This window comes from Streptomyces sp. WMMC500 (assembly GCF_027497195.1).
Classification (GTDB): domain Bacteria; phylum Actinomycetota; class Actinomycetes; order Streptomycetales; family Streptomycetaceae; genus Streptomyces.
The window spans coordinates 378,152-402,375 of the sequence record NZ_CP114905.1 but is presented as its reverse complement, the minus strand read 5'-3'; the positions used below and the strand labels follow the sequence as shown (position 1 = coordinate 402,375).

The 24,224-nt window shown below is 71.5% G+C and carries 19 protein-coding genes; 13 read left to right on the top strand and 6 right to left on the bottom strand.

The genetic code is table 11. The features are described from left to right. The first annotated feature begins 223 nt into the window (after nt 1-223). The 4 genes from O7599_RS01690 to fxsT all read left to right on the top strand — a co-directional run bounded on the left by O7599_RS01690 (nt 224) and on the right by fxsT (nt 8,525). Nucleotides 224-1,216, top strand: a complete 993-nt coding sequence (locus O7599_RS01690; protein WP_348652584.1) for a trypsin-like peptidase domain-containing protein — start codon at nt 224-226, stop codon at nt 1,214-1,216. Between the two features lie 63 nt (nt 1,217-1,279). Next, nucleotides 1,280-2,758, top strand: coding sequence for a hypothetical protein (locus O7599_RS01685; RefSeq protein ID WP_281620261.1), 1,479 nt, complete (start codon nt 1,280-1,282; stop codon nt 2,756-2,758). Beyond that, entirely contained in the window at nt 2,755-3,885 is a 1,131-nt protein-coding gene (locus tag O7599_RS01680) for a MoxR family ATPase (RefSeq protein WP_281620260.1), read from the top strand. Before O7599_RS01685 ends, O7599_RS01680 begins: the two co-directional genes overlap by 4 nt. Before the next feature lie 536 nt (nt 3,886-4,421). After that, entirely contained in the window at nt 4,422-8,525 is a 4,104-nt protein-coding gene (fxsT, locus tag O7599_RS01675) for an FxSxx-COOH system tetratricopeptide repeat protein (protein ID WP_281620259.1), read from the top strand. Between the two features lie 98 nt (nt 8,526-8,623). On the opposite strand, the gene O7599_RS01670 is transcribed toward fxsT, so the two are convergent. The 3 genes from O7599_RS01670 to O7599_RS01660 form a co-directional block, all read right to left on the bottom strand. Then, complete coding sequence (locus tag O7599_RS01670) at nt 8,624-10,537, bottom strand: HEXXH motif domain-containing protein (protein WP_281620258.1); 1,914 nt, start codon at nt 10,535-10,537, stop codon at nt 8,624-8,626. Nucleotides 10,538-10,569: 32 nt separating this feature from the next. Further along, a complete protein-coding gene (locus O7599_RS01665; RefSeq protein ID WP_281620257.1) occupies nt 10,570-10,743 on the bottom strand; it encodes a hypothetical protein in 174 nt (57 codons plus the stop codon). Nucleotides 10,744-10,884: 141 nt separating this feature from the next. After that, on the bottom strand, nt 10,885-11,244 hold the full coding sequence (locus tag O7599_RS01660) for a CU044_2847 family protein (protein WP_281620256.1): 360 nt from the start codon (nt 11,242-11,244) through the stop codon (nt 10,885-10,887). 664 nt (nt 11,245-11,908) lie between these two features. On the opposite strand from O7599_RS01660, the gene O7599_RS01655 reads away from it, so the two are divergent. After that, nucleotides 11,909-12,286: a hypothetical protein gene (locus O7599_RS01655; RefSeq protein WP_281620255.1), complete on the top strand. Its 378-nt coding sequence runs from the start codon at nt 11,909-11,911 to the stop codon at nt 12,284-12,286. A gap of 520 nt (nt 12,287-12,806) precedes the next feature. Beyond that, entirely contained in the window at nt 12,807-13,559 is a 753-nt protein-coding gene (locus O7599_RS01650; protein WP_281620254.1) for a class I SAM-dependent methyltransferase, read from the top strand. 106 nt (nt 13,560-13,665) lie between these two features. On the opposite strand, the gene O7599_RS01645 is transcribed toward O7599_RS01650, so the two are convergent. Further along, complete coding sequence (locus O7599_RS01645) at nt 13,666-13,944, bottom strand: hypothetical protein (RefSeq protein WP_281620253.1); 279 nt, start codon at nt 13,942-13,944, stop codon at nt 13,666-13,668. 688 nt (nt 13,945-14,632) lie between these two features. Further along, complete coding sequence (locus O7599_RS01640; protein ID WP_281620252.1) at nt 14,633-15,619, bottom strand: MASE1 domain-containing protein; 987 nt, start codon at nt 15,617-15,619, stop codon at nt 14,633-14,635. Nucleotides 15,620-16,646: 1,027 nt separating this feature from the next. Between O7599_RS01640 and O7599_RS01635 the strand changes: the two genes are divergently transcribed. From O7599_RS01635 to O7599_RS01620, 4 genes are all read left to right on the top strand, one after another. Further along, on the top strand, nt 16,647-17,009 hold the full coding sequence (locus O7599_RS01635) for a MerR family transcriptional regulator (RefSeq protein WP_281620251.1): 363 nt from the start codon (nt 16,647-16,649) through the stop codon (nt 17,007-17,009). A gap of 50 nt (nt 17,010-17,059) precedes the next feature. Beyond that, on the top strand, nt 17,060-18,076 hold the full coding sequence (locus tag O7599_RS01630; RefSeq protein WP_281620250.1) for a zinc-binding dehydrogenase: 1,017 nt from the start codon (nt 17,060-17,062) through the stop codon (nt 18,074-18,076). A 391-nt stretch (nt 18,077-18,467) separates the two neighbouring features. Next, nucleotides 18,468-19,235 carry an SDR family NAD(P)-dependent oxidoreductase gene (locus O7599_RS01625; RefSeq protein ID WP_281620249.1) on the top strand — a complete coding sequence of 256 codons (768 nt, stop codon included), beginning with the start codon at nt 18,468-18,470 and terminating at the stop codon, nt 19,233-19,235. A 64-nt stretch (nt 19,236-19,299) separates the two neighbouring features. Next, nucleotides 19,300-20,463 carry a thiolase family protein gene (locus tag O7599_RS01620; RefSeq protein ID WP_281620248.1) on the top strand — a complete coding sequence of 388 codons (1,164 nt, stop codon included), beginning with the start codon at nt 19,300-19,302 and terminating at the stop codon, nt 20,461-20,463. Here O7599_RS01620 and O7599_RS01615 read toward each other — a convergent pair. Beyond that, entirely contained in the window at nt 20,444-21,211 is a 768-nt protein-coding gene (locus O7599_RS01615) for an enoyl-CoA hydratase-related protein (protein ID WP_281620247.1), read from the bottom strand. The two genes, O7599_RS01620 and O7599_RS01615, sit on opposite strands and share 20 nt — an antisense overlap. A gap of 44 nt (nt 21,212-21,255) precedes the next feature. On the opposite strand from O7599_RS01615, the gene O7599_RS01610 reads away from it, so the two are divergent. Genes O7599_RS01610 through O7599_RS01600 form a run of 3 tightly spaced genes read left to right on the top strand, consistent with a single transcriptional unit; the run spans nt 21,256 to nt 24,184 of the window. After that, nucleotides 21,256-22,443: a CaiB/BaiF CoA-transferase family protein gene (locus O7599_RS01610; protein WP_281620246.1), complete on the top strand. Its 1,188-nt coding sequence runs from the start codon at nt 21,256-21,258 to the stop codon at nt 22,441-22,443. Then, entirely contained in the window at nt 22,440-22,994 is a 555-nt protein-coding gene (locus O7599_RS01605; RefSeq protein ID WP_281620245.1) for a DoxX family protein, read from the top strand. The genes O7599_RS01610 and O7599_RS01605 overlap by 4 nt, the downstream gene beginning before the upstream one ends. Beyond that, nucleotides 22,994-24,184: an amidohydrolase family protein gene (locus O7599_RS01600; protein WP_281620244.1), complete on the top strand. Its 1,191-nt coding sequence runs from the start codon at nt 22,994-22,996 to the stop codon at nt 24,182-24,184. The genes O7599_RS01605 and O7599_RS01600 overlap by 1 nt, the downstream gene beginning before the upstream one ends. Nucleotides 24,185-24,224 lie beyond the last annotated feature (40 nt).

Below are 24,224 nucleotides of genomic sequence, written 5' to 3'. Positions count from 1 at the left end.
CGGACGGCCGGTACCTCGTCGGCGCGGATACCTCCCATCGCGCGGTCGATGAGGCCGTCAACGGGGGGGCGCGGCGAGACGATCTCCGGTAGCCGCAGGTTCTTGCTGTCCGGGCACCTGTCAAATGAGTACCGAGGATCTCGCACAACTGCCCTGGTGTGCGTAGCCTCTTCACTACGCTCTCAGGTCTGGCGTACGGGCGTTCGCAGGCACTGGCGGAGCCGTGCACGTGGCGCAGAGGGGGCGAAGGGTGTCCGGCGAGTGGCGGGTCAGGTTATGCATCCCTGGTCGCGACGTCGTGTGCGGTGCCGGGGTGCTGCTTCCCCGTGGGCTGATCCTGACCTGTGCCCACGTCGTCGACAGCGCCCTCGGGCGGTCCGAGGCTGACCCCTCCGTGCCCGACCGCCCCGTCGACGTCGACTTCTCCGCCGTCGGTGACCTCAAGTCGCGGCCCGCCCGGGTGGTGTCCGGCGGCTGGTTCCCCGCTGCGCCGCGCTCCGGGGACATCGCCGTGCTGGCGCTGGAGTCCGGTGAGCCGCCCGCCGCGGCCCGGCCGGCGGCGCTGGCGGCGGGGGAGGGGGCGGAGCCCCGGGTCGTCCGCGTCTACGGGTATCCCAACCCGGGTCTGGCGGACGGGGTGTGGCGCGATGTCCGGGTCTCCGGAGCCGGTGGGCCGAACCACGCCTGGCGGCAGCTCGACGGTGCGGGCGGGGGCGGTGTCCCCGTACAGCAGGGCTTCAGCGGCGCGGGGGTGTGGGACCCGCGGCCGGACAGCGTCGTGGGGCTGCTCGTGGCGGTGTACGGGCCCGGTCGTGAGCAGCTCGCCTGGATGTTCCCCCTGGGCGCCGTCGCCCGCGAGTGGCGCCCGCTCGCGGGGATGCTCGGAGAACCGGTCGAGGGGCGCTCGAACGGCACGAATGAGCTGTCGCCGCGCCAGTGCACCCAGTTGGCGCACTTCATCCTGGCGATTCCGCTCTTCGCGTCCCTTTCCGGTCGGCAGGACCTGGTGTCCCTGCTGCGTCCCGAGATCCGCCTGCTGATCGCCGAGCGTTCGGAGCCGATGCCGCACATGTATCAGATCGTGCGGACCAGCACCGACTACGACGGGGGAGTCGACGAACTCGTACAGGCCATCGAAGACCTGGTCGGGAGCTCGGCAGCCGCACGGTCCGTGGCGGAAGCCGTCCGGCGCTTCAAAGGCGAGGCGCAGGCATGAGCGGGCGGCGGGATTCAGACGCGATCGGTTTTGTCTCGGGCCGCAGGGCCAAAGGAGGTTCGCATGACACACGCTCTCAGTGGGCAGTCGGACTGGCAGCGTGTGAGCAGACTCGTCGAGGCCCTGGAACGGACCAGACCGATGAGCGACATTGAACTGCGCCGGCAGTGCCTGGAGATCACGGGGGACCGGCTGAGCGTCAACCTTGTCGCCGTGCTGCGGACCGTCTCGGCACCGCGGGGCCAGTTATACGAGGTCGTCCGGTATCTGCAGGACCGGAGGGGCGGGCTCAGGGCACTCGCCGACTCGATCGAGTTCCTGGCGCCCGAGGCCCGGTCCACAGAGGCGTTCCGGCAACTGGTCTTCGAGGTGCCCGCCCAGCCGGCGCTGACGACTGAGGAACTGGCCGAGATCCGCGGGCTGCTGACCGGGCTGGCCGGGCTGCCGGGGCTGCCCGTGGCGGAGCTGCACCGTGCGGCGCGCGGCGTCTACGAGCGGCTGCCACCCGGCCCTCCCGACGTTCTGCGCGCCTTCGAGCACCTCATGGAGGCGAACGCGCGGGCCGACGGCCTGCTGCCATGCATGGTCTACGTCGAACACCTCGCCGCCTTCGCGCCCGCCGGGCCCGCCGGCCGGCTGCGCGACTGGAACGCCGCGGTGGCGACGGCGCTCGGCCTGCTCCCCGCGTGGGAGGAGCTGCGCCGCACCCTGGCTCCCGTGCCGGCGCCCGACGGCGAGCCGACCGCCTATCTCGCCATACAGGTCGAGTGGTTCGACGTGGAGACGGACGAGTACGTGCTGTCGTCCTGGACGAAGGAGGACGCGTCGTCGGCCGCCGTCCCCGGTTTCGCGCACTACCGGTGCACGGGCGAGGACCTGGAGAGCGCCGTGGCGGAGGTCATAGCCGACGGCGAGGACACTCTGGCGAGCCTCGACATCCAGGTTCAGGTGGAGTTCCTGCTCGGCAGGGAGCTGATCTGGCTGCCCGTCGACGAATGGGCCACCCACCGCGAGTCGGGACTGCCCCGCCCCATCGTCCAGCACTACCCCGTCGTGCTGCGGTGTCTGGAGCGGCAGCGGGACCGGACGCTGCAACGGGTCTGGAACCGGCGCTGGCGGACGATGAGCGACAACCCCGGCGACTGCGGATGGCAACTCTGCGGCGGCCCGGAGGGAATCGGCGCCGCCGGCCTCCAGGACATCCTGAACAAGGACACCGACACGCGGGTCGTCGCGGTTGCCCTCGCCGACGCGCCGCGGCGGCCCCGCACCGCGGCGCCGCACGCCTACGACGTGGCGTTACGTGAGGGGATCCCCGCGATGTTGTGGCACAACGACAGTGCCGGAGGGGACCTCGTTCACACGCTTGCGGAACACCTGTTCGACGGAGGGATGATCGCCGGCCTGCCGGCGCGCGTCCACGAATGGCGGGGAACGCAGATCCGGGGCGGGGTGATTTTGCTCCACGACGACCCGGGCAACATCTATACGCAGCCGACGCGTCGGCAGTCGCCGAGGGTCATGGGGAGGACAGAGCGATGAATGACGATCGGCCTACCCGCGATGGGGCGGATCCGGTAACCGGCGGCGGGAACGGCCCTGCCGGCGGCCCCCCTGCGTGGTGGGTGTACCGCGGCGACGGCGGGAAGCTCGCCGCACGTGATCTCGACGAGGTACTGATGGGCCCGCCGCCGTGGCGCAGATTCGACGGCGAGCCGCTGCAGCCGCGTCCGCCCGAGGACGAGGCCGAGGTGACCCGCCGTATCGGCCCCGCCGATCAGGGATCCGGCACCGGGCGTCCCGTCAACGTCGACGAGGCGGACATGGTGAATGCCGCCCTGTACCTGCGGCGCCCCCTCCTGATCACCGGCCGGCCCGGCTCGGGCAAGTCCGCTCTCGCCTACCGGATCACCCGGGAACTGCGGCTGGGTCGGGTGCTGCGCTGGCCCGTGACGACGAGAACGACCCTCCGGTCGGGTTTGTACGACTACGACGCCATCGCCCGCGCGCAGGACGCGGCGACCTACCGCGCCGCCGCCGAGGCGGGAGCCGAGAGCGCCGACGACCGGATCGTGGACAAGGCCAGGATCGGCGACTACATACAACTGGGCCCGCTCGGTACGGCTCTCCTGCCGCATCGGCTACCGCGCGTGCTTCTCATTGACGAACTGGATAAATCGGACATTGATCTACCGAACGACCTGCTGAACGTCTTCGAGGAAGGCGAATACACCATTCCCGAGCTCGTGCGGAGCGCTTCCCGCGAGCCCGAGGCGACCGTCCTCACCGACGACCCGGGGGTGACGGCGCGTATCCGCGACGGAAGGGTGCGCTGCCGTGCCTTTCCGCTGATCATCATCACCTCGAACGGCGAGAGGGAATTCCCGCCCGCATTGCTCCGGCGGTGCCTGCGCCTGGAGATGCCCGTTCCCGACCAGGAGGAGCTGGCCGCCATGGTGGCCGCCAGGTTCGGTCTTGAGGCCGGCGGCCGCGGCGACGAGTTGGTGCGTCTTTTCGTGGCCCGCAGCGCCCGCGAGGGCGGCCTGCCCGCGGACCAACTGCTCAACAGTGTCTATCTGGCGACCTCCGACCGCTTCACCCCGGACGGCGACTGGGAGCGGCTGCTGGCCTCGCTCTGGCGCAATTTCGATGCTGCGAGGCCGGGATGACCACCGGGCGGACGGCACCCGACCCTCCGCCGGAGCCACTCCACAGCGAGGATCTCTCCCCCCACGAGATGGCGGATGCGCTGTGGCTGGCCATGTGCCTGGCCGGGCGTACCCGTCCGCCGGACAGGCTGCCGCCGGGTCCGTGGCCCGGCGGTCCGGCGTACCCGCGCCGGGCCGCACCGCCGCCCGGCACGTCCGGCCGGGAGGAGCCCCGCCACGACGGGCCCCGTCCCGGCGACCGGCGCCACGACGGCCGCCCTCACGACGAGCACCACCACAGCGGACACCCCCACGGCGAGCACAGCCGGGTGGAGCACCGCCGCTCAGGCGAGGGCCGTCTGCCCGGGCACGATGCCGGCGGTCTGGTGCCCGGCGCCGGGCCGCACCTCCCGCTTCCGCGCACCCCGCCGCCCGGCGAGCGCGTCGGCGGCGGGCACGGCAGCTCCGGTGAGGCGGGCGCGTGGTGCGACGGCTTCACGGGGCCCGACGGCCCGCAGCCGCCGGCCCGGTCCGCACGGGGCGCCGGCGGCCCGTCCGTGGACCCCCTCCCGGCGGAGGAGGCGCCGGTCGCCTGGCCGGCCGTACCGGGGCTGACCGACCACCGGCTCCTGGAGCGGTCGTTACGCCCTTTACGCCGGACGGTCCCCTCGGTGCACGCGACGGAGCTGGACGAGGAGGCCACCGCGGACGCCCTCGTCGAGCCGGAGCCGCGGCTGCCCCGGTTCCACCCGGCCCGGGAGCGGTGGCTCGACCTCGTCCTGGTCGTCGATGCCGGCGCGTCGATGGCGGTGTGGCGGCACACCGTGGCCGAGTTCTCCGACCTGCTGCGCAGCATCGGAGCGTTCCGTACGGTCACCGTCCGGCTGCTGGACACCGACGCGGAGCAGGACTCGCGGCTCGCGCTGCGCGGTCCGGGCAGCGGCGGGCCGGCGTACGGCCGTCTCGATCCGGCGGCGGCCCGCCGCCGGATCGTCATGGTGGTCACCGACGGGATCGGTCCTGCCTGGCGGTCGGGTGCGGGCCAGCGACTCGTCACCCGATGGGGGGAAAACGCCCCCGTCGTCATCACTCATTTGCTGTCACATCTCTCGTGGCACAGGACCTGGCTCGGTACGCGCCCCGCACGGCTGCGGGCGTCCGGACTGCGGATCGTGGCGGAGCCGGCCGAGCCCTGGCTCGCGACCGGCACCGAGGCCGAGTCCGGCCCGGACGAGCCAGTCGTGCCGGTGGTCGGCCTCGAGCCGCGCTGGCTCGGCCGCTGGGCGCAGTTGCTGACGGGGGAGCGCGGCGAGTGGGCCGGCGCCCGGGTGCTGTCGGCGGTCCCCGAGGCGGATGACGACGAGGTGGAGAGCGCGCTGCCCACCCCGGCCGAGCGGGTCGTCGGTTTCCGCGCCGCCGCCTCCCCGGTGGCGTTCCGGCTGGCCCGTCACCTGGCGGTCGCACCGCTGTCCCTTCCGGTGATGGAGATGGTCCAGTTCTTCGCGGAACCGGGCTCCCGTCCCGCCGATCTCGCCGAGGTCATCACGTCGGGCCTGCTGGTCGCCACGGAGGCGGCCGCCTCCGGAGACGCCGCCCTCGACACCGTGCGCTACACGTTCCTGCCGGGGGTCGCCGAGGAACTGCTGGCCTCGGGGCGGCGGACGGAGACCGCCGAGGTGATGCGGCGGGTCATCGACCACCTCACGCCCTCGCTGCCCGAGCTGCGGAAACTGGGCGAAGTGCTGGCGGAACCCTCGCGGGTGGCCGGCGAGGTGCGCATGCCGGCGGGGGACGAGCACTGGGACTACTACGCTCCGGTCGTCCGGGCGCTGCACGCGCTGTCCGGCCCCTACCGCCCGTGGGCGGGCAGGTTGAGCAGGTTGCGGCCTTCCGGGGACGAGTCGGCTGCGCGCTCCGGCGGCGACTCGCGCTCGCGCACTGCTCCAGTTGTTAAGTCCGTTACGCTACGATATGAGGCGGTTGCTGTGCCCGAGAATCCCTTAACTGATCCCGGCACCCCGGCTGAATCAGCGGAGAGTCCACTGTCCAGGAACGATAGCGGGGCATCCGATCTCGAATCGGGTGCGACGGTGGGAAGGCACTTGCCGCGGCCGGGAGTGGTGGAGCGGGCCATCGCCGACAGGCGCAAGTCGGGCAGTCCACCCCCCGTCTGGGGCAACGTGCCGCCCCGCAATGTCAACTTCATCGGCCGGGTCGATGCGCTCCGCGATTTGCATAACAGACTGACGCAGGGGACCACCGCCGTGCTGCCGGAGACGCTGCACGGGATGGGCGGTGTCGGAAAAACCCAGATTGCGATCGAGTATGCCTACCGGCACAGTTCGGAGTACGACATCGTCTGGTGGATTCCGGCCGGGCAGCCTGCTCAGATCCGCGCGGGATACGTGGACCTGGCGCAGCGGCTGCGACTTCCGACCGGTGCGGAGGCCAACACCGCGATTCCCGCGGTGCTGGAAGCGCTCCGGCTGGGCGAGCCGTACCGCAATTGGCTACTCGTATTCGACAACGCCGAAAATCCAGAGTCCGTGCTCCCCTTCTTCCCTCAGGGCGGCACGGGCCGGATTCTCGTCACTTCCCGGAACGGACAATGGGTCAACATGGCGCGGACTATCGAGGTGGATGTTTTCGCCCGTGACGAGAGCGTCGCGCTGCTGCGGCGCCGCGGTCCCGAGCTGACCGACCAGCAGGCCGACCACCTCTCAGAGGAGCTCGGCGACCTGCCGCTGGCGATCGAGCAGGCCGCGGTCTGGCTGGCCGAGACCGGCATGCCGGCCGAGGAATATCTCGAACTCTTCCAGGGCAAGCGGGCGGAGTTCGTGAACCGCCGCAGCGAACTCCTCGAACTGGCCCCGCCGATGGACTACCAGCTCCCGGTGGCGGCCGCGTGGAACGTGTCGCTGGACCGTCTGCGCGACACCAATCCGGCCGCCCTGCAGCTTCTCCAGGTGTGCGCCTACTTCGCACCGGAGCCGGTCTCCAGGACCCTGTTCATGGCGGGGCGCAACGCCTCCCTGCCGGGGCTGCTCGGCGACGTGCTGAGCGACCCGATCCGGCTCGGCCACGCGCTCCGCGAGGTCAACCGGTACGCCCTCGCCCGTATCGACCACCGCACCAACAGCATCCAGCTCCACCGGCTGGTCCAGGCGGTGCTCATCGACCAGATGACCGAGGACGAGCGCGTCTCGATGCGCGACGCCGCGCACCTGCTGATGGCCGGCGGCGACCCGAGGGAGCCCGCCGTCACCGCGAACTGGGCCAGGTACGCGGAGCTGCTGCCGCACATCCGGGCGTCCGACGCGGTCAAGAGCGAGGACCGCTGGGTCCGCGGACTCGTGGCCAACACCGTCGTGTACCTCTACACCTGGGGCGACCACGAGGCATGCCGCGAACTCGGCACCGAGGCGCTGACGACATGGCGGGAGGTGCACGGTCCCGACGACTCGCAGGCGCTGTCCGTGGCCCGCACCGTCGGCCACGCGCTCCGCTCGCTCGGCCGGTACACCGAGGCCGCAGAACTGAACAGGGACAGCCTGGACCGGCTCCGTCGGATCGTCGGCGAGTCGCACGAGGACACCCTGCTCGCCACCCGTGCGGTGGCCGTCGACCTGCGTGCCGCCGGCGACTTCGAATCGTCGGTGAAGCTCAACAAGGACGCCTACGACCGCGCCATGCGCTCCTTCGGCGAGCGCGACCCGTACACCCTGGGCAGCGCGGTCGACTACGGCACGGCGCTGCGCACCGTCGGTGACTTCCAGACGGCCCGCAACGTCGACGCCGTGACCCTCCAGCTCGCCGTCGAGGTGCTGGGGGAGAACGCGCTCCTCACCCTGCTCCTCGGCAGCCTGCTCGCGGTCGACCTGCGGGAGTGCGGTGACTACATCGGGGCCAGCGAGGTTCAGGAGATCAACTCGACCAGGTTCGAGCAACTGGCGGGCATCGAGACGCCCGCCACCCTGCTCGCGCTGCGGCACCTCGGGGTCGCCCGGCGCAAGGCCGGTGACCACGACGGGGCGCTCGAAGCCTGCGCGGATGCGTGGCAGCGCTACCGGCGCCGCTACGGTGACGACCACTTCGACACCCAGTGCGCGGCGTCCAGCCTCGCCATCGCCCAGCGCCAGGCGGGCCAGGTCGAGGAAGCATGCACGACCGGGCAGGAGCTGCTGGAGCGGCTACGCCGAAACCTCGGCGACACGCACCCGTACACCTACGCGGTCGGCACCAACCTCGCCGTCGCGCTGCGCCACCTCGGCGAGACCGAGCAGGCGCATGCGCTCGACCAGGAGGCGGTCGACGGGCTGACCTCCACCCTGGGCCCCGAGCACCCCTACACGCTGGCCGCGGCCATCAACCTCGCCAGCGACCTGTCCGGCCAGGGGCAGGACCAGGCGGCGGCCGAGCTGGACGAGGACACCTACCGGCGGACGCACCAGGCGCTCGGCGCGAGTCACCCGACGACACTCGCCTGCGCTCTGAACCTCGCCGCCGACCTGCGTACGCTCGGCAAGAGCAAGCGGGCCGAGACGCTCTACGCCGCCGCGCTCTCCAGCCTGCGGCAGAGCCTGGGGCAGGGCCACCCCGCGACGACCGCGGCAACGCGTGGCGACCGTGCCGACTGCGACGCGGAGGTCATGGTGATCTGAAGGCGGGCCGGGGCACACTCCTCCGCTGCGGAGGTGAGTGTTCCGAGTACGCCGGCGCGGTGTGGCGGAGGGAGAAGGCTCCCTCCGCCACGCTGTGTTCAGTCGGCGGTGCCGAGCCATTCGGCCAGCGACACCGGGGATGCTCCTGCCCCGGACCGGGTTGCGGAGCCGTGGTGCAGCCAGACGGCCCGTACGAGTTCGGGGCGGTCGAGCAGCGCGGCAGCGGCCCGTTCCTCGCCGAGGCCGGCCAGGGCAAGGCCGAGGCCGACCCACGGGCTCGACGCCTCGGGCCGCTGGCGTACTTCTTCCGTGTAGCCGAGCGCCGCAGCGGCGTACTCGCGCTCGACCAAGGCGACGTCCGCGGCCGGCGCCCCGGACCGCTCGGGCCGCCCGTTCCACCAAGCGAACTCGTCCGGATCGCGCCAGCGCGACTTCACCAGCCGCGCCCGATGGGACTGTTCGCCCGGCAGCACCTCGCCACGGATCGCGGACACGGCCGGTTCCAGAGCCCCTGCTCGCGGCCCTTCCCGGCGCGCCCAGGCACGCGCCAGCCGCCCGACGGCATCGGCCGGCGGTTGCGTGTTGCGCAGCCGCCACATGGCCCGGTGGTCCGTGGCGAGCAGCCCCGCGTCCGCCGCCTCGCGCTCCGGCACCGACTCCTCGCACCAGGGCGCCAGAACCGCGCGCAACTGCGCCACGAAGTGCCGCCCGAGGTCCGTGAGCTCGTCTCGGGCGTCCAGGTCGTCGATGGCCCGCAGGGTGCCCTTGCGCCACAACGCGAACTCGAAGTGCGCGAGGCTCGCCGCCCCCTCCGGTGCCGTCAGCCGCCGGCCGCGCCAGAAGCCGGTAATGCCCACGTGCGCGTACACGCCCTGCAGCACCCCGGCCGCGGGCCGGGGATCCGTACGCCACGGCGCGTACAGCACCTCTTCGCCGTCCGGGCGGCACAGGCTCGCCAGGTCGAGCAGAGCCCCCAGTTTGACGTGCTGGAACTCGTGGACGAGGGCGACTGCCAGGCTTGTGGGCGTGCGCGGCAGGCCGACCATGGCGCTGCCGTACGACTCGGGTGACGTCGCGCTGTACGGCTCGCCGCGCACTGCGGGCGCCAGCGGTACGAGAGAGCGCATCGTCTCGGCGAGGCTGCCGGCCAGCTCGGGCTGGTCCCGACACAGCATTTCCCAGGCTCCGTCCAGCAACGACTGCCAGCTACGCAGCCGCTGCGGGCTCAGCCGCGGCACCTCCCGGCCGCGGACGAACGGGCCGTACGGGTCCGCGTCGTCCAGCCCGACCGACCACTGCCGCGTCCCGGCGGTCGCCCGGACGGCCGGTATGGGCCGCCAGCCGCGGGTCTCGGCGCGTACGTCGTCGGGCAGCAGGACGCACGACAGCCGGGGGGTGATGACGGCGACGCTGCCACCGGCGCGCCGCACGCCGGCGAGGCCCGGGTTCTGCTCCCGCCGGCCGGTGTAGGGGAGGTCGCCGGGGAAGAACACGGTGCCCAGCGAGGGCAGATGGACGCAACGGCCGTCCCGTACCGGCACATTGATCTCGAAATCCGTCCCGGCCCTGATCGCCGCCGCGGCGGCGAGCGTGTGCAGGTGCCCGGCCTCGACCCACAGCGGTACGTCGGCCGCCGCGACACCGCGTAGACGGCGCAGCAGCCCGGACGCCCACACACCGGTGGACGGATGCATCAGGACGGCGTCGAAGGCGGCGGCGTCGGCACGCTGGGCTCTGGTCAGCAACCCCCATGCCACCGCGGGCGTCGGTAATCGCCCCAGGACGGCGGGGTCCTCCGCGATCGCGTCGTGCACCATCCGCAGCAGGAGCAGCCTCTTGCTGCGCTGGGCGCGGCCGAGGAGCCGTGCGGTCTCGCGGTCACCGCCGCCGGCGGCGAGTTGAGTGTACGCGCGCGCAGGCAGCACATGCGCGCCGAACCCCTCGCCGACCGGGGCCGCGGGCCGGGGCGGCGGCGGGGTCGCGGACGACGGCAGCGCACCGCTCGGCACCACGGGGGCTCCCGCTGTCGGCGGTCGGCCGGGGCTCAGCAACCTCCACTGTCCTTGCTGGCCACCAGCGGCTTCGGCAGGTCGACCTGGAGTAGGACGCGCCGGGCGGAACCTTCCAGCGCAGCCATGTCGCACAGGAGGATCTCATCCAGCGACAGGCCGGCCACGTCCACCAGTTCCGTCTCGATGAACTCTTCGTACCGCTCCACTCCGCGGTACCCCCTGTCCTCAAGCTGACATCTGCCCTGAGGATATGATGCGCCGTCAGCGAGGGGCGCAACAGAGGGCATCGCGCGCCCGGGGCGCCACCGTATGGTTTTGCGCCAGCGCGCGGCGGGACGTACGGGTGGTCACGCGGGGTCGTCGTTCCGGTCCCGGTCCCGGTGGCCCTGGCCGGACTCCCACTCCAGCGTCACGGTGAAGTTCGCCTCCGCGGTGCCACGGGCCACGATCACCCCGGCCTCCGCCGACAGCTTGACGCCGAACTCGACGGTCACCCGGTCCGGCGCCGCCGGCAGCGCGCGCAACCGCTCGTGCACGGCCGCCGCCACGGGGCGGATGCCATCGAGGGCGTCCTGCAGCGTCCGCCCCGCGCTCGCCGCGACCTCCCCGGGCCTGGCGGCACGGACGATGCCGTCCGCCTCCTCGTCGGCCTCGATCCGAACACTGCCGGCCCCGTCCCCGGCCAGCGGAAACTCGATCAGATGCACAACGCCGTCCCTCCCCGGGTGCCGCCACGGCAGCGACGGGGCCCAGCGTAGGACCGCCGTGCCGCGCCCGGACGCGTCTCCACGGATTCCACCGCCGGCCCGAACCACCGCAACGAGTTCGAGTACCTGGCGGCGACCCGTTCGGGATGACGGACGCGTCCCAGGTCCCGTGGAGCGGGTCACGGCACGCTGATTTCTCCCGTACGGCCGGGAGGGCCTCACCGTGTCACGGGACGTACTCGGGCTCCGGCACCCGCGCCGGGGTCTTCGAGTGGCTCGTTCGCGCGTCGGTGAGGGTGACCGTCGTGGCGAGCAGTGCCAGGGCGGCGGCCGAGAGGCCGAGCAGGGTGACCGACGCGTGGCCGTGGGCTGAGCTGAAGGTCAGTACCGCATGCCAGCATGCAAGGACGAGTGACGACGAGCCCGGGAAGCGGGTGTATCCCGGGCCGCGAGCGCAGGAGCTGTTTATGGACTGCCGCGACCCACCCTCGACTTTCTGGCGTTCTTGGAGGTTCCCTGATGCCCGTCGCGGACCGCGACGATTCTTCTTCGATATCACCTCATCTTGTTTCCTTGATGGCATGGTCGGTTTCTTCCCGGCCGTCCGATCGGCCATCGCTGAGAGCCGCTGACCCGTTGGCGGGAGGTCACCCGGTATGCGCATGTGGCGCGGGAAGCCGCCCGGATTCTCGGCCATAGCGGCGATGACGTCATGTCCGCCGGGGACGGTTCGTGGGAGGTGGCGACCACTTCGACCCGTGCGCGGATCGTCCTCCGCCGGAAAGACCGCGCCGGTATCGTCTTCCACCTCGCCGGCGCTCTGCGGCTGGGCGAATTCTGTTTCGCTTCCGGAGCGTGGGAACTGGCCCCGTCGGCACGGGAGTTGAAGCGGCTGCATACGGTCGCAGGGGCGCGTATGCTGAGAGTGCTGGCGCTCACAGGTGTGATCTTCACTACGTGGTGTGACCGGAAGGTGTTGTATGCCCGTCCAGAGCCTCAGGTGCTCGGCCCGCAGCTCCCCGCGTCCGCCGACCAGCACTGAGCGGGCCTCATCTTGACCGGTGGGGGTGAACGAGGCGGCGGCTGGTCGCCCCGTGCCCGTGACGCGGCGAAGCTCCTCGCCGTTGACGGGAGTGCCAACTCGCCCGCGACACAAGGAGCTTCGTGGTCTCCGATCGTGCCACCCTCGACGTCCCCTCCGACATCCCGACCTGGCGGTGCGCCGCCCTGGCCACCGAGGCCAACGGCGATCCGCGCCACCGCCGACTCCGGCTACCAGGGCGCCGGCGGCACCATCCGCGCCCCGGTCAAGCGACCAGCCGGAAAGGGTCACAACGGCTGGGAGGAACAAGCGAGCACCGCCCTGGCCAAGTTGCGCGCACCCGTGGAACGGGGCTTCGCCTCGTTCAAACGCTGGCGCGTGCTCGACCGAGTCCGCATCAGCCCCAACAAGATCACCCCGCTGCTGCACGCGCTATTCGTCATCCAACGGAAGAACGCGTCAGCCGCAGCGGCGTAGATGAGATCCGCTCAGTGCACGGTGCTAGGGAAAGGGAGCAGTCATGCCGGATAATTCCGCAGAATCCACCTTCGCCTGGGATGACGTCGACTACGAGTCGATCTACCAGGGCAAGCCACCCGTCGAGGGTTCCGACGTCTCCTTAAAGGCCACAAAGGCTACGCCGTGGGACATCGGGGAGGCGCAGCCGGCCGTCGTCGAGCTGGAACGGTCGGGGAAGTTCAGCGGCGAGGTCCTCGATGCGGGGTGCGGCCTCGGCGAGAACGCGATGTTCCTCGCCGACAAGGGATACCGGGTCACCGGGATCGACGTGTCGACGACCGCGCTGGACCAGGCCCGGCAGCGGGCCACCGAGCGCGGCCTCGAGGTGGAATTCGTCCAGTCCGACGCGACCAGGCTCGAGGAGCTGGCCGACGAGCGCTTCACCACGGTGCTGGACAGCGCGCTCTACCACTGCCTCACCCCGGAGCAGCAGCGCACCTACGCCGCGACGCTGCGCCGGGTGGCCAAGCCCGGCGCCCACCTGCACCTGTTCTCCGACTGCGGCCGGGGCGGTTTCCGGCTGCCGCAGTCGATCAGTCAGGAGGACCTGCGCACGAGGGTGGGACCGCACTGGGACATCCTGGACATCGAGCCCGCGCGTTACGTCACCGCGTTCACCAAGGAGAGCATCGCCGCGATGGACCTGAAGCGGCTCGCCTCCATCGGCCTCACCGTCAAGCCCGACGAGATCGAGGTCGACGAGCGGGGCCGGGCCACCGGGCAGGTGTGGTACCTGCACGCGGTGCGCCGCTGAGCCGCGAGTTCGCCACCTCGGCGAGGTAGCCGAGCGCGTCGGTCGCCGGTTTCGGCAGGATGCCGCGGGGCGGATCCCGCCGATGCCGCGCCGCGGCTGCACGGCATCAGAGCCGGACACCCCCGATGCCGGCGCCGACCCCCCGGCGGCACAGGCGGTGGCCCTCCCTCCTGCGCCTCGGGGAGGCTGCCGCTGTGGGCTTCGACAGGACCGCCGCGACGTCCGACAGCCGCGGGGCGGCATCCAGCGCGGCCTGGATGAGAGGGCGAGCCTGCGAGACAGCCTCGACCTGCTGCTCCACCGCGCCGACTGCCTCGTCCGTGACCGGCGGCCCGAAGAAGCGGCCGACGCGGGCCGCGGCGTCCGTGATCCGCTGTGCGTCCACGGGTCGATCCTGTGTCGGGGCGCGCGCATCGGGGCGCCCGTCGGGCGTGCGGTAGCGGTCGGGGCGGGTGGCGGAGAGGTGGTGGAGCCCACGGGTGGAAACGCGCTCCGTAATGTCCGTTGGTACCCCCGGATCCGGCCTCTTGCAGTAAGAGGCCATCGATCCCCCGGGGGTCTTGCATGCACTCCTCCTCTGCTGCCTGCCACCCGTCTTGTTCTCGCCCGGCGCCCGTGTCGTCGTGTCCGCCGTGCTCGCGCGGTTGCGGCCTGCTGGCCGGATGGTTCCGACCCGGTCGCCTGGTCGCACGTGATCCCCAGACGCTGATGTACTGGCGCGCACGGACCCGCTGTCCGGTCGTGGCTACGCGTCTGGTCGGCCGGTTCGGCCACCACGCTGCCGGATGGCGGCTGTCCGAAGTCCTGGGCGCGACGGATGTTCGTTCCCGTCATCATCACCCGCGGCCTCCGGCTGCGCGGATGCAGCGTGACGCACACATCGAGTTCGGTGAGGATTTCCCGCCGCATCGCATCGTCCGTCGCCCCCTGCTCACCTCCACACCCGAAGGGGCCTGCGCCTACGTCGCTGCTGCTGCGCTACCGCAAGGACGCCGCCCCGTAGCAGGCGTACGCCGGGTCGTACACGGCCGCCCGGAGCCGCGGCCGCTTCCGCTGAGTGCCGGCACGGGCGTTCAGGCGTGGTCTCGGAGGCTCACCGCTCGCCGTCGGGCGCCCCGCGGGTCGGGCACGGGCCGGTTCTGTGACGAGAACCGGGCCGTCAGGGATAGTTGGCCCACCAGTTCGTTGAGCTGCGCGCAGACGCCGGCGATCTGTTCGTGGGCGCGGTTGCGCTCGGCGACGACTGTGGCGAGCACGAGGGAGGTCAGCGTCACCGCCCCGTTGAGCGCTTGGAGGATCAGCATCCGTCCGGCCACGTCGTGTCCGGTGAAGGGGCCGCTCCCGGCAGCGGCAGCCGGCACCGCGAGCACGGAAACGATCAGTGCGCACGCGACACCTCCGGCCACCTGGAAGCGGTACGCGGCCCAGACCAGGCACGGGAAGACGAGGAAGGGCAGATTCAAGGACGTCCGCGTCACCACCGACGCCACCGCGGCCGTAGCCGTCACGAGCACCACCGCTTCCGCCCACCGTCTTGGCGGCACACTCGTGGGCCACCGGCGTGCGGACAGGATGAGCAGCATGGGCGCGACCAGCAGCACCCCCATGGCATCCCCCGTCCACCACACGGACCAGGTAGCCCAGAACCCCGCGGGCCCCAGCCCACCGGCTGCGGCCAGCACCGTGCTGCCGATGGTGGCACTGACCAGCATTCCCGTCAGCGCGCCGAGGAACACGAGGACCAGGGTGTCGCGCAGTGTGGCGAGCGCCGGGTTGAAGCGGAATCTGCGCAACAGGAGAACGGCGCAGAGGGGGGCAAGGGTGTCCCCCGCGGAGATACCCGCGCTGGCCAGCACGGACGGCCCGTGCGGCAGATTGACGAGCAGGGCGGCGACCGAGATCGCAGGCCACACCCGCAGCCCCCAGAGCAGCAGCCCCGCCAGAGCCACTCCGGTGGCCGGCGACAGCGGACTCGCCGGCCCGCGCACGACTTCGAGCATGAGGCCGCAGCGCGCTCCCGTGTAGTAGACCACGGCGAGGGCGATCATGCGCAGTGCCATGCCCGCGTTCTGGCCGAGCGGGACGAGAGCCCTCTTCCGGTCCGACACTCTTGGCTCCGGGATGCGCCGTGGGTGTGCAGAGACGTGTGGGGATTGCGCGCGGGTGGGGATCCGCGAGTTGACTGCGGGGTTTGTGCAGCTTTCACACGAACACGGCCCACACGTTACCGTCTGCGCTTTCCCGGTGAAGCCCGAACCAGCCAGAGCGCGAACCTTCCGGCCGCTGACGTCTCGCCGGCCCGGCTGCCCGAGACCGCTGCGGGAGTGCCGTCGAAGTGACGTGTTTCGGTGTGGGTTCGGCGCCAGACTGCGGAACTCCACTCGGGCGCACTCAGGGGAGTCTTCCGACCTGGCGCCCTACCGGGGACGGATTCGGACCGTGGTTACACCGACCACGTCAAACGCCTGCTGCTCTTCTCCGACGGTATGGTCTTCGCCCGCGAAAGAGCCAGAAGTGTGCGCGTGAGCTGCGTAGGTTCGTCGCAGAGCTGGAGAGCGCCGCGACGCGAACGGGCGACAGCTCCTGCGAGATCGCTCGGAGATCGCCGACCTCGCCTCCGGGTCTTCGCCGGCCAGAGCGTGCCCGGCGCCGCCCGCCGGCTTCCCTGACTCTCGCAGGAGCCTGCGCGGCATGGACATCCCGCCAGGCCGACCTGCCAGGAACCCCGATCCGCATGCAGCGGGGCTATGCCGGCAGGCTCAAGACCCGGGCCGGCTGGCAGAATCTTTTCGGCGGAGCCTCGCGGCGAACCGACCAACTGCCGCCCTCGCGGCCCGTCGCCTCTCCCCGCCGCCCCTTCACGTCACCGACCCAGTACTTCATACGGCGGTCCGACGTGCACGATCACCAGCGGACCGGCCCGGAGCGAATCGCACGGAACCCGGGCCGCGCTCGCCGGAGCGGGGCCACGACCTGGGTGTATTGATCACGAGTGTCAGCAACGCTCGTGATCCATACAGGTGTTGCAGGACAGGACGTTGCTGACGCTCGGAAGCCTGGGGCGCCCCCCGGGCGTTGCTGTCAGACATGAAGATCAGCGAAGCATCCAGCGTCAGCGGAGTGAGTGCGAGGTCGTTGCGGTACTACGAGGACGAGGGCCTGATCGTCCCTGGGCGGATCAGCAACGGATATCGCGACTACTGCCAGTCGACCATCGACCGGGTGCTGGTCATCCGCTCGCTGCTGGAGTCCGGGCTGCCCGTGCGGTTGATCAAGGAGTTCCTGCCCCACCTCGCGGACGGCGCCGACGGCGACTCGGGCGTGCTGTGCACGGAGTTCGTACACGAGGTGGAGAGCTACCGCGATCGGCTCGCGGCCCGCATCGCCGAGCTCAGCGCGCAGCAGTCGGCACTCGATGCCTATCTGCGGGAGGCGCGCCGCCCGGGTTGATGGTCGCCGCTTGACCTTGACGTGTGTGTGAAGCTTCTACGTTCCCGGGCATGGAGATCAACGAGCAGCAGCACATCCTCGAACCCACGATGCGGGCCCTGGTCCAGCACTCCCACGCTGGCCCGAAGGACCTCCACCTCGCCGCCGAGAGTCGCCGTCCCACCCCGGGCCCAGCCGAGTATCTGATCCGTGTCGGCGCCGCCGGGATCAATTTCGCGGACGTCCTGCAGACCCGGGGAACCTACGGAGGCGGGCCGCAGCCGCCGTATCCGGCCGGATTCGAAGCCGCGGGCGAGATCGTGGCCGTCGGCAAGGGCGTGGCCGCTCCTCTGCCTCTCGGCAGCCACGTGGTCGGGACCGGGCCCGGCGCCTTCGCGCAGTACATGACGATGCCGGCCGCGCAGGTGCTTCCCGTTCCGTCCGGCTGGTCGGACGCGCAAGCCCTCGGCCTGGTGCTGAACTGGGCCACCGCGTTGGCGGCGCTGAAGCCGTTGGGCGAGGTCAAGCGGGGCGAGACGGTGCTCGTTCATGCCGCGGCCGGCGGTGTGGGACAGGCCGCGGTCCGCCTAGCCCGCTACTACGGAGCGCGTGTGATCGCCGCGGCCTCGGCGGCCAAGCACGCCACCGTCACCGCGCTCGGCGCCGACGCGGTCCTCGACAGCGCACGCCCAGACCTGACCGCGGAGATCAGTCGGTTGACCGGTGGCGTGGACGTGGTTCTGGAATCCGTGGGGCAGGCCACCTTCCCGGTCAGTCTGGCGGTCACCAAGCCGTTCCTCGGGCGCGTGATCGTCTTCGGCGCCGCCTCCGGGGATGCCACCCTGACCACACACGATCTGGTCTTCACACACCAGGTGCAAGTCAAGGGCCTGCACATCGGGGCACTGGCCGGCGCAGCCCCGGACATGTACCGAGACTTGCTCACCGAGCTCGAGGCCCTCATAGCCGACGGCGTCTACCCGCCGGGCACCCCACGGATCCACCCCCTGGCCCACGGACCGGGAGTACTGCTGGATCTCGAAGCCGGCGCCACCCGTGGCAAGCACGCCCTCGACCCCTGGCGCTAGTACTCCAGCAGGATTGCGCTGTCTGATCTGGCCTTTCGCTGGATGGCGGGAGTGCAGCGGGATGTCGATCGTGCGGGGGCGGTCTCACGGAGACCGCCCCTCGATGGTGCGACCACGCCGCAGGTAGTGACAGCGGCGGGGCAGCCTTTGAGGATGACTGCCGAGCGTGTGAAGCTTCGCCGCCGTACGCGTGGAAGGGCACCACCTCTGACGCGCCGTCAGTCTGACGCGTTGTCAGGCACACAGGGGGCGCCGAACGCCGCGGTCCTGCCGTAGGACGGAGTCCGGTGTGATCGAGCCTGCCGAGTCCCCTCGGATCCATGATGCAAATATGATATACAAATTCTGACGAGCAGAGGCCGCAGACCAGCTCAGTCAGAAGGGTGTGCCCGTGGAGGTGGCGAAGAAGGTCGTCGTCGTGGCCGGCGGCGCGTCCGGCATGGGCCGGGCGACCGCGCGGACCCTGGCCGGGCAGGGGGCCGTTGTGGCGGTGCTCGACCTGCCGTCGAGCGCCGGCGCGGACGTGGCGGCGGAGCTCGGCGGTGGTGCGACCTTCCACCCGTGCGACGTCACGGACGCCGAGGGTGTCGAGACTGCGCTGGCGGAGGCGGTCGAGGCGCATGGCGCCCTGCACGTCGCCGTCAACACGGCGGGCGGCGGTGTCAGCAGACGCATCATCAGCAAGGACGGGCCGATGCCGCTGGCGGAGTTCCGACGGCTCGTGGAACTCAACCTCGTCGCGACGTTCAACCTCGACCGGCTGCAGGCCTGGCACATGAGCAGGAACGAGCCCGACGAAGGCGGTGAGCGGGGCGTCATCGTCAACACCTCCTCCATCGCCGCGTTCGAGGGGCAGATCGGCCAGGTCGCGTACTCGGCGGCCAAGGCGGGGATCGCCGGGATGAGCCTGACCATGGCCCGCGATCTCGGCAGCCTCGGGATCCGCGTGATGACCGTCGCCCCGAGCCTGTTCGCGACGGGCGCGCTGGAGGGCGCGTCCGAGGACGTCATCGCCACCCTCACCAAGGACGCGGCCTTCCCCAAGCGGGCCGGGCTGCCGGACGAGTACGCCTGGCTCGTGGAAGCCGTCGTGCGCAATCCCATGCTCAACGGGCAGACGATTCGGCTCGACGGGGGCCAGCGGTTCGCACCCAGGTGACGTGAACGAGCCCGGGTGACGTGAAACGAGACGAGCCCGAGATGAGCTGAACGAGGAGGAGCCCATGGCCGAAGCGGTGATCGTATCCACTGCCCGCACGCCGATCGGGCGGTCCTACAAGGGGTCGCTGCGCGAGGTCGACGCCTTCCACCTCGCCCGGACGGCCGTCACCGCGGCGATCGACCGCGCCGGCGTCCCCGTCGGGGACATCGACGACCTGGTCCTCGCCGAGTCCCTGCAGGGCGGGGGTGTCATCGGGCGGTACGTCGCAGTGGAGGCCGGCATGACGACCGTGCCCGGCCTGGCCGTCAACCGCCACTGCGCCGGCGGGCTCTCCGCCGTCCAGCTTGCCGCGGCATGGATCCGGTCGGGCATGGAGAGGGTCGTCGTCGCCGGTGGGTCGGAGAGCCTCAGCACCATGCCCCGGGTGCTGAAGTCCGTACCCGGGGCCGCCGGCGACCCCGTCCCCTGGATGTCGCCGACCCACCCCGAGACCCCCGCGGCGCCCGCGGTGGACATGTCGATCACCATCGGCGAGAACACGGCGAGACTCGCCGGGATCAGCCGGGAGAAGGCGGACGCCTGGGCGCTCGCCTCGCACACCCGCGCGGCCGCCTCCGTCGCCGCAGGGCACTTCGCGATGGAGATCACGCCGGTGCTCCTGCCCGACGGAAGCGTCTTCGACGTCGACGAACATCCGCGACCCGACACGTCGGCGGAGCAACTCGCGGCACTGCCCCTGCTCCATCCGGAGCTCGACGGGGCCGTCATCACGGCGGGCAACTCCAGCGGGCTGAACGACGGCGCCGCAGCCCTCGTCCTCGTGTCGGACGGCTATGCCGCGGCCCACGGGCTGGTTCCGCTCGGCCGGGTGGTCGCGTGGGCATCGGTCGGGGTCAAACCCGAGCGGACCGGCTTCGCCCCGGCGCTGGCCATCCCCAGGGCACTGGAGCGGGCTGGGCTCAAGGCCGACGACATCGACCTCTTCGAGATCAACGAGGCGTTCACCACCGTCGTCGCGGCGGCCGCCGAGCTCCTCGGCATCGAGGAGTCCAGGCTCAACGTGAACGGGAGCGGCTGCGGTCTCGGTCACCCGGTCGCGGCGACCGGAGCGCGCATGACCGTCACGATGCTGGGCGAACTGCGCCGCAGTGGAGCGACGTTCGGCTGCCTCGCGATGTGCGCGGGCGGCGGGCTGGGGTCCGCCCTCATCGTCGAGCTGCTGTGATCCTGAGCCGGACGCGGGCCAGCGCCTCGGCGAACTCCGGCTGGTCCATGGACCACTCCTGGGCCTGGAGCTCGAGTGCGAACGCCTGCTCCGGGTCGGTCAGCGTGAGACTGCGCCGCAGGCTCTCCTTCGTCCTGCGCACCAGCCGCGCCGGCCGTGCGGCCGCCCGCGCGGCCAGCGCCATGGCGGTCTCCGCCAGCTCGGACTCGGCGACGCAGCGCCAGGCCAGTCCGCGCTCGACGGCCTCGGGCCCGGTCAGGACGTCACCGCACAGGACCATGGCGGCGGCCCCTTGCGCGCCGACGCGTCCGGCCAGGCGGAAGAGATGTCCGCCGCCCGGGTGGATGCCCACGTCGAGAAAGCGCGGGTCGAACCGGGCCTGCGGGGTCGTGATGACGATGTCGCAGGCCAGCGGGAGGTTGACGCCGGCGCCGATGGCGGGCCCGCCCACGGCGGCGATCGTCGGCACGGGGGCGGTGGCCACAGCGGTCATCCCCGCGAACATCTCCCGCAGCGGGTCGGCGCGTTCCAGCAGCGCGTTCAACGACCCGCCCGCGCAGAACACCGGCGGTTCGGCGGTCAGGACCAGCGCGCGGGCACCGTCCGACAGCGCGGCGCCGACGGCGGCGGCGAGTTCGTCGCTCAGTCGGCGGGACAGGGCGTTTCTGTGCCCGGGGTCGGCGAGGGTCAGTACGGCCACGCCATCGGTGAGGCGCGACGCGACGAGGCGGTCGGCGGGCTTCGGCATGGCTGCCCCTTCCGTTCCAGTGTTAAATATTATATACAAGATGCATGCAGCCGCTCGCCGGAATACTCGTCGTGGCCCTCGAGCAGGCCGTCGCGGCGCCGCTGTGCACGCGGCACCTGGGTGACCTCGGTGCGCGCGTGGTGAAGGTCGAGAGCCCGGACGGCGGCGACTTCGCACGTCACTACGACGACGTGGTGCACGGGCTGTCGGCCCACTTCACCTGGGTGAACAGAAACAAGGAGTCCGTGGTGCTCGACCTCAAACGGCGCACCGGTCGCGAGGCGCTCGGCCGGCTCGTCGCGCGAGCCGACGTCGTCGTGCAGAACCTCGCGCCGGGTGCGGCGGCCCGCCTCGGCGCGGGATCGGCGGAGCTGCGCGCCCGGAGGCCGGAGCTCATCACCGTCGACATCTCCGGCTACGGAAGCGGCGGCCCGTACGCGCGGGGCCGCGCCTACGACCTGCTCGTGCAGGCCGAGGCCGGTTCGTGTGCCATCACCGGCACCGCGGGAGGCCCGGCCAAGCCCGGGATCCCCCTCGCCGACATCGGCGCGGGCATGTACGCGTTCGCCAGTGTGCTCACGGCGCTCTACACCAGGCAGCGGACCGGTGAGGGTGCTTCGGTCTCCGTAGGGCTCTTCGACGCCGTCGCCGAATGGATGGGCTTCGCGCTCAACCAGGCCCGGTACGGCGGGGTCGACGTGGAGCCCAACGGCGTGAGTTCGCCGATGGTCGCGCCGTACGGCGCCTACCGGACGGCCGACGGGCAGACGCTGGTGCTCGGCACGACCAACGACGCGGAGTGGCGCCGGCTCGCGGCCAGGGTGCTCGACCGCGCCGAGCTCGCCGACGATCCGCGGTACGCGACGAACAGCGCCCGGGTGACCCGGCGGGGCGAACTCGACGAGATGATCGGGCAGTGGGCGGGGCGGCGCACTCTCGCCGAGTGCCGGGCCCAGGCCGAGCGCGCCGGCCTGGGGCACGCACGGCTGAACCGCCCGACCGACGTGCTCGACCACCCGCAGCTCACCGCGCGCGACCGCTGGCGCGAGGTCGGCTCACCCGCCGGGCCGGTCACGGTGCTGCTCCCGCCGCCGCAGACCGCCGCCTGGACCTGGCGCCTGGACCCGGTGCCCGGCCTCGGCGAGCACACCGAGGCGGTGCTCAAGGAGCTGGGCTACGCCGCCGAGGAGATCGAGGAGATCGCGGCGCCCGCTGAGGGGTGCGGCACATGAGCGACACGGACCTGGCCGCCCTCCTGCTCCGCCTCGTCGTCGGCGGGACGATGATCGCCCACGGCCTGAACCACGCCTTCGGCGGCGGGCGGCTGCCCGGCACCGCGCGCTGGTTCGAGTCCGTCGGCATCCGGCCCGGCAGGGTCCACGCGGTGGTCGCGACGCTGACGGAGACCGGCGCCGGTGTGCTGCTGGTGGCCGGCCTGTTCCACGCCCTGTCGTCCGGAGCGGTGATCGGCACCATGACCGTCGCCCTGGTCGCGGTCCACCTGCGGAACGGCTACTTCGTCTTCCGGCCCGGGGAAGGCTGCGAGTACGTCCTGATGATCATCGTGGTGGCGGCGGCCCTGGCCGCGCTCGGCCCCGGCCGGATCTCCGTGGACCACCTATTCGGCATCGGACTCCACGGCCGGACGGGACTCGCCACCGCCGTGGCGGTCGGCGCGGGCGGAGCGGCCGCCCTGCTGGCCATCTGCTGGCGGCCCGCGCGGGAGGCGGCCGAGCCCGCACAACCAGCCCGAGCACGGAACCCTTCGCCCGAGGAGGCCTGATGGAGATCCCGAAGCTGATCGACGTGGACGCCCATGTCGTCGAGCCGCCGACCCTGTGGAGCAGCAGGCTGCCCGAGCGGCTCAGGGAGAGCGGCCCGCGCATCGTGTACGCCCCGAAGGGCGACGTGCAGTTGGTCGACGGCAAGTACGTGGAGAGGCCGGGCACCGAGGGGCCCGACGTCGCCTGGTGGGCGTACGAGGACACCTGGACCCAGATCAAGCGCTACGTCGCCGCGGCGGGCGTGCCGGCGGACGAGGTGACCAACGAAGGCGTCACCTACGAGGACATGCGCCCCGGCTGCTGGATCCCGTCGGAGCGCATCGCGGACATGGAGGTCAACGGCGTCGAGGCGCAGATGTGCTTCCCCAACTACCCGCGCTTCTGCGGCCAGATATTCCTCTGGGGCAAGGACCGGGAGCTGGCGCTGCACTCCGTGCAGGCCTACAACGACTGGATGGTCGAGGAGTGGTGCGGCTCCAGCGGGGGACGGCTCATCCCGCTGTGCCTGATCCCGCTGTGGGACGTCGACCTCGCCGTCGCCGAGCTGCGCCGCAACGCGGCGCGCGGCGTGCGCGCGGTCGCGTTCAGCGAACTGCCCGCCTACCTGGGCCTGCCGAGCCTGCACTCCCGGTACTGGGATCCGTTCTTCGCCGCATGCGAGGAGACGGGCACGGTGCTCTCCATGCACATCGGCTCCGGCACCAGGACTCCGCAGACCTCCGCGGACGCACCCGGCGCGGTCGGCGCGACGATCATCTTCGGCAACAGCGTGGCCAGCATGACGGACTTCCTGTTCTCGGGTGTCCTGCACCGCTTCCCGAGACTGAAGCTGCTGTACGCCGAGGCGCAGATCGGCTGGGTGCCGTACCTGCTCGAACGGGTCGACGACGTGTGGGAGACCCATCGCGGCTGGGCGAAGGGCCAGGACCAGTGCCCCGAGCCTCCGTCCACCTACTACTACCGGCAGATCACGAGCTGCTTCTTCAAGGACCACGTGGGGGTGGAACTGCTCGACCGGGTCGGCCTCGACAACGCGACCTTCGAGACGGACTATCCGCACCAGGACGGCACCTGGCCACGCTCGCGTGAGGCGGCGGCCGAGCAGTTCGGCCACCTCGACGAGGAAGCCGTCCGCAAGATCGCCCGGGGGAACGCCATCAGGCTGCTGGGCCTTGATCTGCCGGTTTGATATTTGAGGTAATCTGCAATCATCGGTACGCGGGATTCGA